We start from the raw sequence: 13,935 nt of genomic DNA, 5'->3' as shown, positions 1-13,935 counted from the left end.
ACTACGATTATAATCGAAGATTTATATATAAGTAAATGATTATATAAATGAAAGTTAATATATTATTTTCAATAAATTCATTGTGATACAATCACGAGAAGAGAAGCTTCGTTAGACAAAGCTGATGGTATTTAATGGTTCATAAAGGATTGGAGTGATCGTGATGACGAAACATAAAATTTATACGATGAGCTTTGCGAGTGTGTATCCTCATTATGTTAAGAAGGCTGAAAGAAAAGATAGAACAAAGAACGAAGTCGATGAAATTATTCGTTGGTTAACCGGATACAGCCAGCAACAACTCGAAGCACAAATCGACAATCAAACCGATTTTGAAACATTCTTCAATGAAGCTCCTCAATTAAATTCATCAAGAGCACTCATCAAAGGCGTCGTGTGTGGCGTACGGGTGGAAGAGATTGAAGAGCCGATAATGCAGGAAATTCGCTATTTAGATAAGTTAATTGATGAATTGGCAAAGGGCAAAGCGATGGAGAAGATTCTACGTCAACCATAAAGAAAGGCCACACAGGGTGAACTGTGTGGCCGAAGTTATTTTTGATACGCGTTGAGCGCACTGCGTGTTACCGAGAACGGCGACAAATCAAAGTTGCTTTCACCTGTTAAGGTAAGGTCAGCGAGAATTTCTCCGATGACCGGTGCGTACTTGAAACCGTGTCCTGAGAAACCACCTGCTAATACAATAGATTTGTGCACGGGGTGGTGGTCAATGATAAAGTCGTGATCTGGCGTACGCGTATACATACACGCTCTTCCGTCATTGCACTGACCAGCAGCTTTAGGTAAAAAGCGATCAAGAAATTGGCGTGGGTCTTGTTCGTCTTCAGGATATGTGCCGAATGTGCGATCCATCGTCGAGGGGTCCACATCAGGACCGTGATCGTGACGACCTGACTTTACTCCTTTTTCATCGATCATTGGAAAGCCGTAATATTCTCCGTCTGGTAAATCAGCAAAGAAAATGGGGAAAGAATCCTCAATACGATAGAGATTCTCTTCAGGTTCAAACCAGACATTCGTCTGTCGAGTCGGTTGCATAGGAATCTGCAGATCAAGCTGTTGGAATAGTTCTGTATTCCAAGCGCCCCCACTAACGACGACTTTCTTGGCAGAATAGCTACCCTGATCGGTCGTTACCGTACCGGATCCGGCATCAATTCCAGTCACTTTCGTATTCGTTAACAGCTCTGCTCCTTCAGAGAGTGCCATCTTTTTGAACGCTAGCAAACAGTTCGCACTATACAACATGCCAGCATTTTCTTCAAGACAACCTTCATAACCATCAGGCGCTTCGATGCCAGGCCAACGATTGTGAATTTGCTCATGATCTAACAGTTGATATGGAATGTTGTGCTTCTTGGCGCTGTTGATCGTTTCGCGAATAAACGAAGCATCTTTAGGTCCAAAAGCTAGCACCCCTGTGTTGCGAAATAGTTCATATCCAGACTTCTCTTCTAACTCTTCCCACAGTTCCTGTGCTCGAAGAGCGAGAGGGGAGTAAAATTCTCCTTCTCCTAAAGCGTGGCGAATAATTCTCGTCTCTCCGTGATGACTTCCCATTTCGTGGGGAGGGTCAAATTGGTCGATGAGTAACGTGCGGACATTCTTCTTTGAAAGATAGTAACCTGCAGCCATTCCCATCGTACCTGCCCCGACGACAATTACATCATAATCCTTGTTCATTATGAGAACTCCTTTGCTTATTCCATCGTGTCCGTCAGTTTCCCTAATCTAAGAATATGAAAACGTATTGATGATGAACAACCCGAATTAATCAACGCCAAGTTCGTCGTCCCAAACTCCTTGTTGCTTTCGGATGTCAACAATTTGACCAATATGATAAGCGTTGTGAATGGTTAGATGGGTCAAGTCAGGAGATTTCTCATTGAGTGTTTCTTTGCTAGAAGAACGAACAGCATCCGTCCACTCTGTCATCAACGTATCAAACGCACGAGTCGTGTCTGCCCAAGAATCATGATTATGGTTATCAAAAGACTCATCATTCGAATCGATCGTATAAGGTGAACCTCCTTGACCTTTAAAACGATTCAAGTAAGAACGATTGTAGTAAAGCAAATGATTAACCGTTCCCCAAATTGTGTTGGCACTTTGATGATTTGTCCATAGCGCCTCTTCTTCGGTAACACCAGTTAGTGCTTCATTCATCGACACAAACCAACCGCTCTTGTTGTGAATCGCTTGTAACTGGGTAAGAAGTAATTCTCGTGTATCCATCACATTCACTCCTTTATTCTCCATTGATGGGTGAAGTATAAAGAAAGGAATTGAAAAAGTCCAATTATTGAATCAATTGCGTTGTGATTCAAAAGATTGAATGCTACGTTAGAAAGCGTGTAGAAGGGAATGGTTGACTATGAATATCAGACCATATAAGCAAGCAGATCAAGATAAGATTAAAGCGCTAGCTGAACGTTTTTTGGAATTTGAGTTGTTGCCTTATCGCGATCATAAGCGAATGTACGAGAAGCAAATGGAGCTTGCAGAATCATCGGTAAAAAATGCTTCGAATATTTATGTAGCAGAACAAGGACAACAATTCCTCGGGTATATCGAATTGGCTGAACAACGAGATTTCTTTACAAATGAAAGCGTGGCATACATCTCAGCCATTGCGGTTACCCCAAAAGCTCAAGGTAGCGGGGCAGGAAAACAATTAATGAAAAAAGCAGAACAATGGTGCAGTGAACGAGGCCACTCTCAACTCGTATTAGATGTGTTTAAGGCAAATGAGGGGGCTGTGCAATTTTACAAGCGATTAGGGTTCGAAGAAGAGGTTGTGAAAATGGTGAAATCGTTGAAGTGAGAACGGAGGAATGGTCATGATTACCGTCCTTGAATCATACGAATGCGCAAAAACAGGAAATCCATCTGACATGGAAGACGTAACGGTCGTGACAGAATCGTTTGCAGCAGTCATTGATGGGGCAACGAATGTCTCTGGTCGTAAGATCAATGACCAAACACCAGGACAACACGCAGCAAGACTCGTTGCTGAAACGATTCAAACCCTAGCAGGGCATGAAGGGATTTGTGAGATTATTCAGCTGATTAATCGTCGTTTCATAGCGTTTTATAGACAGTACAACATGTTAGAAGATGTTCAAGAACGGCCCTACCTACAGCTTTCAGCAACGATGGTACTGTATAGTCACCACCACAGAAAAGTATGGACAATTGGAGACGCACAATGCTTGCTTAACGGACGCCACGTTCAAAACCAAAAGATCGTAGATCAGATTACAGCTAACGCCCGTGCATTAGTTGTCGAGGCTGAACGAGCTAAGGGCAAAACGGAAGCTCAAATTCAAGAAGATGATCAAAGCTTTGAATTGATCAAACCACTTATTCAATCTCAGTATCAATTTCAGAACGGTCATCCTAACGACCCTTATTCTTATAGTGTCATTAACGGCTTTCCTATACATCAGGAGAGCATTGTAGAACGGGCTGTGAAAGATGATTCGACTACTCTTATCCTCGCATCCGATGGCTATCCAATGCTTGAAGAGACATTAGTCGAAACGGAAGCTGTTCTTGCTAAAAGCATAAAAGAAGATCCGCTGTGTATTCGTGCGAACAAAAGTGTTAAAGGGGTGACAAATGGAAGAATCTCGTACGATGATCGAAGTTATCTTAAGTTAAAGATTGAAAGACTAGCATAACGAAAAGCGTCGAAGAGAGTGAATCTACATAGCGTAGGACTTGTTTTAGAGTGACCGCATATATTTAGGGTATTCGTTTAAGAGTTCTCGAACACCTTGTGGGAGACCTTTCGTTAGTAAATAAGAGGGCTTGGAACACCAGGAATGTTCTCAATTAACGTCTTACCTATGACACTTGTCATGGGTGGGCTGTGACACGTGTGTCTTACCTAACTTGAAACGGTTCGCTACACTGAACGTATTCAGTGAGGTTGGGTGGGGTAGACATGAGCAGGGAAAAACAAAAAGCACTAAAACAGAGTGTCGCACCATATGCGACGTCCAATACGAAAGTCGGCATCTTTCAATTAGTGAATACATTGTTGCCATTTCTTTTTGTCTGGTTTTTGGCTTATCAAAGTTTAAGCATTTCAATTTGGTTAAGTCTAGTTTTTTCAATAATTGCTGCAGGGTTTGTTGTACGGATTTTTATTATCTTTCACGACTGTACACATGCAAGCTTCTTTAAAAATCGAACGTGGAACAGAATTGTAGGAAATGTATGTGGTGTGCTCACACACTTTCCATTTGAAAAATGGAAACATAGCCATGCCATTCATCATGCGACGAGTGGGAACCTTGATAAGCGTGGTGTTGGTGATATCTGGGTCATGACCATTGATGAGTATAAGGAAGCGTCCAAGTTTGAGCGATTGAAATACCGGTTGTACCGAAACCCTTTAATCTTATTTGGGTTAGGACCACTCTATTTATTTCTCGTCGATAATCGGATTAACAAACAGGGCGCGAAGCGTAAAGAGAAGTACAATACGTATCTAACAAATGTGTGCATTGTTTTCGTATACGGTGTAATGATTTCATTGATCGGTTGGCAAGCGTTCTTACTCGTCCAACTACCCATTATGTATTTGTCAGGCGTTGCAGGCATTTGGTTGTTTTATGTTCAACACCAATTCGAAGATTCCTATTATGAGAATGATGACGAATGGGATTTTGTAAAAGCGGCTGTTGATGGTAGCTCTTACTATAAACTCCCGAAAGTTATTCAATGGATGACGGGGAACATTGGTTATCACCATGTGCACCATTTAAGCCCGAAAGTTCCAAACTATCATTTAGAGAAAACACATGACAATATACCGCCTTTGCAAACGGCAACGACGATTACGCTGAAAAAGAGTCTTGAATCGATTCGATTTCGGTTATATGATGAAAAGAATCAGACGTTTGTGACTTTTAAAGAGATGAAACAATCACATCGTCCACAAGTGGCAGCTAGTTTAAAGAGTAAATCCAAGCAAGTTGAACAGAGATTTTAATGAAAGCTCTCCTGACTGAGAGCTTTTTTCTTCGTCATAACGAGTATCGAAGAAAAGGGGTTATTCACTTGTATCATTGGTTTCATATTTTCCCAAAGAATACAGGCCTAAGCTTATATGCGTGGATTGCTTTTTGTATCTTGCCTTTTTACTTTATTATTCGGTCGTCCACGTTATATGAGATTATTGTTGGGGTCACGGTACTTATATTATTTTTCACGATTTACCGACTCTCCTTTGTGAAACAAGGATGGACGGTTTACGTCGCGCTTAGCTTTGAAATGGTCATTAGCATAGGCATGACGATTTACTTTGGGTTTGTATATTTTGCATTGTTTATAGCGTTCTTTATAGGTAATGTGAAAAGCAAAGCAGGGTTTATTAGTCTTTATGTGGTTCATCTCTCGACAACCGTTGTTGCATTTATCACTGGTTTTCTCATTCATAGTGAAATTTTTATTGCCCAAATCCCTTTTAATGTGTTGGGAATACTCGGTGTAATTTTACTACCTTTTACCATCTATCACCGTAATCGAAGAGAAGAACTAGAAGGCCAGTTAAGGGATGCCAACGAACGAATTTCTCAACTGATGGTCATGGAAGAGCGACAACGAATTGCTCGCGATTTGCATGATACACTTGGGCAGAAGTTATCATTAATCGGGTTAAAAAGTGATCTTGCAAGTAAGTTGTTGAGTACAAAACCAGACTTGGCAAAGCAGGAACTTGATGATATTAATCAGACGTCGAGAACAGCATTAAGTGAAGTGCGAGAGATCGTTTCAAATATGCGAACGGCAAGGTTAGAAGACGAAATGGTTCGTGTGCAAGAGTTGTTAACGTTTAGTCAGATTGAATGTGAAATCTCTGGAGAGCAAACGCTTAACCAGCTCCCTCTACTCGTTGAAGATGTGTTTTGTATGTGTTTACGTGAATCCGTGACAAATGTTGTGAAACACAGTCAATCCTCTACTTGTAAAATACAATTAAATAACTTGCCAGATGAGTGGCGAATGATCGTCCAAGATGATGGAATTGGCATTAAGCCAGAAACTCCATCAGATAAAAAGAGTGGTATGAAAGGAATGAAAGAACGGTTAGAATTTGTGAATGGCAAGCTAGATGTGAACTCGAAGCAAGGGACGCAGCTAGTCATTCGTATACCGAGGATTATCCATCAAACTGAAGGAGGGCTCAGATGATTCGGATTGTGTTGGCAGAAGATCAAGGAATGCTTTTAGGGGCTTTGGCATCGTTGCTAGAGTTGGAAGAAGATATGACCGTAATTGGCAAGGCAACGAATGGACATGAAGCGGTGGAATTGGTTCGAGAACACCAACCTGATATTTGCATTATGGATATTGAAATGCCACTTATGACTGGGATCGAAGCTGCCGAAGCTCTAAAAGACGAAACGTGCAAAATCATCGTGCTAACGACCTTTGCACGAACCGGGTATTTTAACTATGCACGCGAAGCAGGCGTAAGCGGCTACTTGTTAAAGGATAGTCCAAGTGATGAGCTGGCGAGAGCGATCCGAACGATTATGAGTGGCCGTAAGGTGTACGCTCCAGAGTTAATGGATATGATGCATAGCAATATTAATCCGCTGACAGAACGAGAAGGGCAAGTGATTTCGTTAATTGCTGAAGGCAAAAGTACAAAAGAAGTGGCCGATCTTCTAGACATAAAAACAGGGACGGTTCGAAATTACGTATCCGTAATTTACGAGAAGTTAAACGTAAGTAATCGCATAGAGGCCATTTCGCTTTTTAAAGAAAAAGGTTGGTTCAAATAATAGAGGCACGTGTTGGGTGTGTAAACAGAAGACATGCGATAAGCAAGCGACTGTTTTTGGAGTAGCGTTAGCTGAAGATCAACGTGAAAAGCACAATAGTTGAGGAAACGCCCGCGGCAACCGGGGCAACAACAGCCGTTTGTATAGTTATCAAGAACGTATAAGTTTCTAAACCTAGTCGACGATTGTGTGCATCGACTAGGTTTTTTTGTGGTGACACGTGTCACATTGAAGAGGTGACAAACGTGAATAGGTTTCTTCTAGAGACTTCGCTACAATGGTAACAGACTAGTCAAAGGGGCTTAAGGTGATGAGCTTTTCATTCTATCCGGATTATGCAAAGCGTTTTCTCGTCTTGGAACTCGTGAGCATTGTGTTTTTCTTTTTTAACGTTTTGACGTATGACAATGACGTTTCGTTGGTATTGCGAATTGCTATTGTCCTTGCGATCTTGGCACTTTATTTAGGTACGCTTTGGTATTTTGACGTGCGATATGTCTTGTTTAGTGCGCTTGCTTTTATCTTATTTATTTACCTCAGCGTAGCACTGCACTATTACTTGTTGTTGTTCATGTTGTTTTTTGTTGACCTTCATAAAAAAGTGCCGATTGTACCAACATTAATCATTCAACAAGTGCTCATCATTTTTACACATGCGGTTGTATATATCCTTGCCGTTCCGCCCGCAGATGGTTCGTATTTTACGACGGTGCTCTTTCCGGTGTTGCTCATTCAATTGTTAATTCCTTACGTATCACGTTCGGTCATTCGGGCAAAAGAATTGCGAGAGGAATTGGAAGACACGAAGTCTCAGTTGGATGTGTATGTGCAAGAAGAAGAGCGAAATCGAATTGCGCGAGAACTGCATGACACATTGGGGCATACGCTCACGATGATGAAAGTAAAAAGTGAGCTCGCGCTGCATTATATCGACCGCGAGCCAGAGCGTGCGAAAGTCGAAATGAATGACGTGCTACAGACGACGCGGTTTGCGTCCAAGCAAGTGCGCGAAGTCGTCACGACACTTCGCTATACATCCATTAAAGAAGAGATGGAGCACGCGAAACAACTGTTTGCGACCAATCATACTGCATTTATAGTTGATGGAATTGAAGAGATTCCCTCACTTAGTCAGGTCATTGAAACGATGGTTGCCCAGTCACTTCGAGAAGCACTAGTAAATGCGTATAAGCATAGTCACGCAAAGCGAATATGTGTGTCATTTCACTATGATGAAGAGCAGTTGACCGCCCGTATAACCGACAATGGCGTAGGGTTTGAAGAACAGATGACAGATCTTGGGAATGGCTTGCATTCCATTCGGGAGCGAATGAAATTGGCAAAAGGAAAGGCAAGTATCCACTCATCACCGAAAGGAACGATTGTGACGTTAACCATATTCGTAGGAAAAGAGGAACAACGATGATTCGACTATTACTCGCTGAAGATCAAGTTCTCCTTCGCGACGCTCTGCAATCTTTACTTCAAGTATCTGAAGAAATTGAGGTTGTCGCTACGACCGGTGATGGAAGTGAAGCACTACACCTTGCGACCACTGAGAAGGTGGACGTGGCGTTACTCGACATTGAAATGCCTGGGCTCACTGGCATTCAAGTAGCAGAAAAGTTAAAAGAAAGTGATACGTATTCAGGCAAAGTTGCACTATTAACGACATTCTCAAGGCCTGGATATATTGAAAAAGCCATGGTGGCGAAAGTGGATGGGTACTTGTTGAAAGACGAACCGATTGCCACTTTGATTGACGCAATTAAGACGATTGATTCTGGTAAACAAGTCGTTTCAACGGACTTACAACCGTTGCTCTTCTCCTTAGAGACAAATCCGTTAAATGAACGTGAAATCATGCTTTTACATGCGGTAAAAGAAGGCTTATCAACTGAGGAGATTGCTCAAGCCAAGCACTTATCAGAAGGAACCGTTAGAAATTACTTGTCATCTGCTCTACAAAAGTTGCACGTTACCCACCGTCATGAGGCGGTCCGCGTAGCGGAAGAGAAAGGATGGATGTAATGTGAACCGATGGTATTGGATTGGAATTACTGCATGGATCCTCTCCTTAGTACCGCTTTTGTATGAACCGATCGCCATCGCCGCATCACCCGTGCCGTATAATCCTATGCTTCAACCGATGAGTGATCTTGGTGTGACCGTCTGTAAGGAAAATGCTTATCCGTTAGTTCATTCATTAATGATTTGTTCACCTCATTATGTCATCGTTAACGCGTTGTTCACGTTATCGGGTGTCGCTTACGTTGTCGGAGCACTTGCATTGCGACGTTTTGTGTCCGAACGTCTTCCATTTGTCTTACTCATGCTGTTTGCCATCGGTGCAATCATTTCTGGATTAGTTCCAGCAGACGTAAATTTTGTGGCACATACGATTCCGGCGCTTACGATGTTCTTTGTGCCAGTTGTGATCGGTTTCTATGCAAAACGGATGCATGTTGCTAAAGTGTGGAATTGGTCGATTTTCTGGCTGATGATCTTAATCTTTGTAGGAATGGTGCTTACCGTGTTTTTCCCGATTGGTGGTCTCTTGCAACGAAGTTTTTATGCGCTAGTTGTGGTATGGGGAGTTGGATTTATGGTACTTCTTCGTAGAAAGCAAGGAGATTAGTGATGAGTTCATTTCTATTAAATTACCAGTGGGAAGCGTTTATTGTTGCAGAAATTCTGAGTTGGATTTCGTTATTGGCATTTGGTCTTTTGCGATATTTCTTTCAACGAAAAGCTACAAGTCGATTGTTTTTGGTCTTATTTGTAGCGATGACCGCATTCCAGGCGTTACTTGCATGGGTTGTGTACCGCGAGACAGGTGAAATATCGACGTTTACGATTATTATTACGATCTTTGTTCTGTATGCTTGTACGTTTGGAATAAATGATTTTCGCAAACTGGATCGATGGATGCGTATGAAGATTGGCAATTTCCGTGGGCAGGATCTATTAACAGAACATGATCATGAAGCAATGAGAAAACAGAGCAACCCCCGTTACGTTGCGCTAAAAGATATAACGATCACGGCTTTGCATGTCCTTATCTTCCTAGGCGTTCAGTTGTACTTCTGGTCGCAAGGACCAATTACTGTGGCAGAATGGGGCGAAGCGCTCGGGAACTTTAGTGAATGGTTTTCATCTGGTGACTATGAAGACTCGCCTTATGCGAATGAAACAGCTCTTGCCATTTCTTCCGTTTGGATGATTGTTGTCGCTATAGATGTGATTTATTCTGCGAGTCATCTATTTTCGATCGGTTCCAAAAAATAATATGAACTGAATTCCCTCTAATTTGATCTGTTTTGTTATACTTGGATTAGAAAATGTTGACTAGGAGGGCTCGCATGAGTGAACAAACCCCGTTAGCGCACCACTCGATGTATCGAATTACCGCTCGTCTTGTGACTTATTTACATGAATCCGTGACAGAGTCCTTTGGAGATGAAGCAAAAACACTGATCCGAAAAGGGACCGAGTCCTTCGGATTGGCACGAGCGAAAAGCATTGCAGAACGTGCTCATCAAGAAGGTGAAGAACATATTCTTTTTGACTATGTATCAGAAAGCGAGCAGCCAACAACGGAGAAGTTGGATGATCAAGTCATTTATCCTTGGATGGCTACATGGTTCGCTCAAATTGCGAAACAAGTCGTCGATCAATTCGGAGAACAAGGTAAGGACGCGATCCGAGAAGGCGTTCGACGCTTTGGACTTCAACGAGGCGGAAACATTGCAAACCGTGCTGAACACTTGGGCTATGACAACACGATTGAACATTACCTATCGAATTATGATATGGGACGTAGCGATTTGTTTGAATTCGATACGACCATTCATGCTGAGAACATTGATCAAACGTTTACGAAATGTCCATTTGGCCAGCAATGGGCAGATGAGAACATGCATGAGTATGGCATTTTATATTGTGAAATGATTGATCCGTCCATTGCAAAAGGATACAACAAAGACTTCGAAGTTGATCATCCTAAATTCATTCTAAAAGAAGGCGTATGCCAATTTGATTTTAAATTGAAAAAGAGCTGAGAATGTTCAGCTCTTTTTTTCGTAGAGTAGACTGAATCTGTTATACTTTGTGTCAATACAATTATAAAGGGAACGGTGTAATTATCGTCGAGGAGATGATCGGGTGAACGTTGCAAGTGTCGTATCTGTTGGACTGCTACTACTGCCATGGATGTTCCTAACCGTTGCGATCCTTTATGCCACCTTAAAGAAACCGTGGCGACGGGAACGTGTGCTGTATGCCGGGCTTGGTTTTCTAACGAGTGTGTTAATTATCGCGATTGTTCCGATTCAGTTGGTAAGTGGGGCAAGTGGTCATGCGATGTGGATGGAATCTGCTGTCGTTACTTCGATCATAAATCTGTTTCTAATGGTACCTATTAGTATTGTGTTTACGTTGATTGGTTTGTTTATTTATTTTAACAACAAAGAAGGTAAAACAATGTAATTTGTGTTTTACCTTCTTCAATAACTAGAAACATCGAAAGGCGGCTTCTTTTGAGAGGTCGCTTAATTTTATGAACTCACTATATTACGATGATGGTTCTCTAACAAGCAACATTTTTAACGTACCCAAGCTTCTTTCAACAACTGGATTCCGTTTTGAATGTCTTCGATCGTTAGTCCAGAAAATCCAAGTTGCAACGTTGCTGGTGGTGTGTCGCTTAAGTACGCGTGTGACGTTGGGTATACTTTGACCCCTGCTGCATCTGCCTCTTCGATGAGTTGCTTTTCTCCTTTATCTAATAAGACATCAATTAAAACTCTCGGTCCTGCAAGGTGTCCATGGATGTGGATGGTGTCGCCAAATGAGTGTTTAAGTTCATTCAGAAGGACTGTTTTTTTCTTCGTATACATTGTGCGCATTTTATTTAAATGAATCGTCCATTCGCGTCGTTCCATAAAGTCAGCGAGAGCGAGTTGCTGACTTGAAGACACCGTTTGTTTATAAAGTAAGGTTAGCTTCTGCATGCGTGGGAGCAGTGATTTGGGAAGAATCATATAGCTTAACCGCAAGGACGGCAAAAAAGACCTTGAGAAGGTTCCCATATATATCAAATTGTCGCGCTTCGCGAGTGCGTGCAGTGACGGTAAGGGTTCGGTCGTGTAATGAAACTCACTGTCATAATCATCTTCAATAATGTATGCGCCAACATCTTCAGCAGACTGTAGTAACTCTACTCGTTTCTGAAGCGTCATCCGAGATCCAAGTGGATAGTGATGAGAAGGCGTAACATAGATAAGGTCGGGTTTTGTAGAATGAATGTCGCCCAATAGTAATCCTTCAGTATGATCGACTCGTAACGGTACAACTTCTTTTTTTAGTAGTGTGAAAATTTCTCGAGATCGCGGATAGCCAGGATCTTCAAAGCCAACGCGCTGACACTCGTCAAGTACGTAGCAAAGTAATGTCAATACATAGGACGTTGTCGAGCCAACATACACATGATCGGCTGACGTGTTCACGCCCCTTGCTTGATAGACGTAATCGGCAATCAATGAACGTAATGAGTGCTCTCCAAATTCATCACTCGGTTTACACAAACGATCCAAATGAAAATCATAACTCAAGGAAACGCTTTTCTTCCAGGAATGTAGAGGGAAGTCTTCTGAATTCACATGTCCATAATGAAAGTCAATGACGGTTGAAGCTGGATGTTTAGGAGATCGGACACCCTGACTTCCTTTATAGTGAAGACAACTGACTGCACCGTAATCGACATACATGCCACTTCGAGGTCGACTAAAAATATAGCCCTCAGCAAGCAGTTGTTCGTAACATCGTTCGACGGTCGTTTGACTGATGTGTAATTTGTTTGATAATGATCGTTTTGAAGGGAGCTTCATTCCTTTACGTAAAGCCCCGTCATGCATGTTGTTTTTGAAATAGTCAATCAGTTGTTTGTATAAGGGGATCGTCGATTCTCGATCTAGAAATGGCGTGACATCCATATCGTGCTTGCTCCTTTCAAACTGACGCGCAAAAAAAGTAATCAAGTGACCTTTTTCGTTCTGTTTCATCCAGTATACACTTGGTTTGCATAGTGATCACGGTCGTGTTGAACAGGAGGATGTCACATGAACTCAAGTGCGAAAGGGTGGATCTACGGGTTTGTAGGGATCATCATCTTTAGTGGCTCACTCCCAGCCACTCGTGTTGCAGTCATGGAACTTGACCCGTTGTTTTTAACGGCGATTCGAGCGATTATTGCTAGTCTGTTAGCAGTGGCTGCGTTACTGCTGTTTCGTTCAAAACTGCCTCGTCGTACGGATCTCGCTTCACTCGTCATTGTAGCAGGTGGAGTCGTCATTGGATTTCCACTTCTTACAGCGCTTGCTCTTGAACACAACACCGCAGGGCAATCGATTGTGTTTTTAGGATTATTGCCTTTATGTACGTCGATCTTTGCTGTTATTCGTGGAGGAGAGCGTCCGAATGCACTGTTTTGGTTTTTTTCTATTATAGGTAGTTGTATTGTTTCCGGGTACGCACTGCTCTCAAATGGTGATCTATCGATGCTCGGCAATGGATACATGTTGCTAGCCATTATCGTCTGTGGGCTAGGGTATGCCGAGGGAGCGATTTTGTCTAAGCGATTAGGAAACTGGCAAGTCATCTCTTGGTCGTTGTTAATTAGCTTCCCTTTTATGCTCGTCATCACGCTTTTCCTATTCCCAAGCTCAATGATGACAATGCAAGTAGAAACGTACGTTAGTCTTTTTTATGTTTCATTTTTTAGTATGTATATCGGGTTTGTCTTCTGGTACCAAGGCTTAGCGATTGGAGGCATCGCCTCGGTCGGACAAATTCAATTGTTGCAACCGTTTTTTGGCTTGGTTATTGCAGTTGTGTTATTACAAGAAACGATTGGGTTGTTTCTTGTCATCGTCAATGTCGCTGTCGTCCTTTGTGTCGTCTTAGCGAAAAAGTATGCGAATTGAATGTCATGATCGGGTTACTAAATGTAGCATGATGCACAAACAATACAGAAAATCACGATAGTGTAGCGATTGCAGCTACACTTTTTTATTTAATTATCAGATTTTATTGACAAAATAAAGTTTTGTATATA

The 13,935-nt window shown here is 42.0% G+C and carries 16 protein-coding genes; 13 read left to right on the top strand and 3 right to left on the bottom strand.

The features are described 5' to 3' along the window. The first annotated feature begins 163 nt into the window (after positions 1-163). Positions 164-517, top strand: coding sequence for a DUF2200 domain-containing protein (locus JOD17_RS00125; RefSeq protein WP_204695098.1), 354 nt, complete (start codon positions 164-166; stop codon positions 515-517). Positions 518-552: 35 nt separating this feature from the next. Here the strand turns inward: JOD17_RS00125 and solA are convergent, their stop codons facing one another. Continuing rightward, positions 553-1,704 carry an N-methyl-L-tryptophan oxidase gene (gene solA / locus JOD17_RS00120; RefSeq protein ID WP_204695097.1) on the bottom strand — a complete coding sequence of 384 codons (1,152 nt, stop codon included), beginning with the start codon at positions 1,702-1,704 and terminating at the stop codon, positions 553-555. A gap of 87 nt (positions 1,705-1,791) precedes the next feature. Beyond that, positions 1,792-2,256, bottom strand: coding sequence for a DinB family protein (locus tag JOD17_RS00115; RefSeq protein ID WP_204695096.1), 465 nt, complete (start codon positions 2,254-2,256; stop codon positions 1,792-1,794). Between the two features lie 139 nt (positions 2,257-2,395). Between JOD17_RS00115 and JOD17_RS00110 the strand changes: the two genes are divergently transcribed. The 11 genes from JOD17_RS00110 (at position 2,396) to JOD17_RS00060 (ending at position 11,309) form a co-directional block, all read left to right on the top strand. Next, the gene (locus tag JOD17_RS00110; protein ID WP_204695095.1) at positions 2,396-2,845 is read left to right on the top strand and encodes a GNAT family N-acetyltransferase; all 450 of its coding nucleotides are present in this window, start codon (positions 2,396-2,398) and stop codon (positions 2,843-2,845) included. A 16-nt stretch (positions 2,846-2,861) separates the two neighbouring features. Continuing rightward, entirely contained in the window at positions 2,862-3,704 is an 843-nt protein-coding gene (locus JOD17_RS00105) for a hypothetical protein (protein ID WP_204695094.1), read from the top strand. 266 nt (positions 3,705-3,970) lie between these two features. After that, positions 3,971-5,023, top strand: a complete 1,053-nt coding sequence (gene desA / locus JOD17_RS00100) for a Delta(5) desaturase DesA (RefSeq protein ID WP_204695093.1) — start codon at positions 3,971-3,973, stop codon at positions 5,021-5,023. A gap of 68 nt (positions 5,024-5,091) precedes the next feature. Continuing rightward, positions 5,092-6,225: a sensor histidine kinase gene (locus tag JOD17_RS00095; RefSeq protein WP_204695092.1), complete on the top strand. Its 1,134-nt coding sequence runs from the start codon at positions 5,092-5,094 to the stop codon at positions 6,223-6,225. After that, the gene (locus tag JOD17_RS00090) at positions 6,222-6,821 is read left to right on the top strand and encodes a response regulator transcription factor (RefSeq protein ID WP_042358413.1); all 600 of its coding nucleotides are present in this window, start codon (positions 6,222-6,224) and stop codon (positions 6,819-6,821) included. Before JOD17_RS00095 ends, JOD17_RS00090 begins: the two co-directional genes overlap by 4 nt. Positions 6,822-7,131: 310 nt before the next feature. Further along, positions 7,132-8,247 (top strand): sensor histidine kinase, encoded by a 1,116-nt coding sequence (locus tag JOD17_RS00085; protein ID WP_204695091.1) that lies wholly within the window; start codon positions 7,132-7,134, stop codon positions 8,245-8,247. Next, positions 8,244-8,852, top strand: coding sequence for a response regulator transcription factor (locus JOD17_RS00080; protein WP_204695090.1), 609 nt, complete (start codon positions 8,244-8,246; stop codon positions 8,850-8,852). Before JOD17_RS00085 ends, JOD17_RS00080 begins: the two co-directional genes overlap by 4 nt. Position 8,853: 1 nt before the next feature. Continuing rightward, on the top strand, positions 8,854-9,459 hold the full coding sequence (locus tag JOD17_RS00075) for a DUF998 domain-containing protein (protein WP_204695089.1): 606 nt from the start codon (positions 8,854-8,856) through the stop codon (positions 9,457-9,459). Between the two features lie 2 nt (positions 9,460-9,461). Next, a complete protein-coding gene (locus JOD17_RS00070) occupies positions 9,462-10,109 on the top strand; it encodes a hypothetical protein (protein ID WP_204695088.1) in 648 nt (215 codons plus the stop codon). Positions 10,110-10,183: 74 nt separating this feature from the next. Then, positions 10,184-10,882 (top strand): L-2-amino-thiazoline-4-carboxylic acid hydrolase, encoded by a 699-nt coding sequence (locus JOD17_RS00065; RefSeq protein ID WP_204695087.1) that lies wholly within the window; start codon positions 10,184-10,186, stop codon positions 10,880-10,882. Positions 10,883-10,985: 103 nt separating this feature from the next. Further along, positions 10,986-11,309, top strand: coding sequence for a hypothetical protein (locus JOD17_RS00060; RefSeq protein ID WP_204695086.1), 324 nt, complete (start codon positions 10,986-10,988; stop codon positions 11,307-11,309). A gap of 116 nt (positions 11,310-11,425) precedes the next feature. Here the strand turns inward: JOD17_RS00060 and pdxR are convergent, their stop codons facing one another. After that, entirely contained in the window at positions 11,426-12,883 is a 1,458-nt protein-coding gene (gene pdxR / locus JOD17_RS00055) for a MocR-like pyridoxine biosynthesis transcription factor PdxR (protein ID WP_204695085.1), read from the bottom strand. 57 nt (positions 12,884-12,940) lie between these two features. Here pdxR and JOD17_RS00050 point away from each other — a divergent pair, with 57 nt between their 5' ends. Next, positions 12,941-13,804 (top strand): DMT family transporter, encoded by an 864-nt coding sequence (locus JOD17_RS00050; RefSeq protein WP_204695084.1) that lies wholly within the window; start codon positions 12,941-12,943, stop codon positions 13,802-13,804. Positions 13,805-13,935 lie beyond the last annotated feature (131 nt).

The organism is Geomicrobium sediminis, from assembly GCF_016908595.1.
Classification (GTDB): Bacteria; Bacillota; Bacilli; order Bacillales; family Marinococcaceae; genus Geomicrobium_A; species Geomicrobium_A sediminis.
This window is presented reverse-complemented; position numbering and strand designations above follow the sequence as displayed.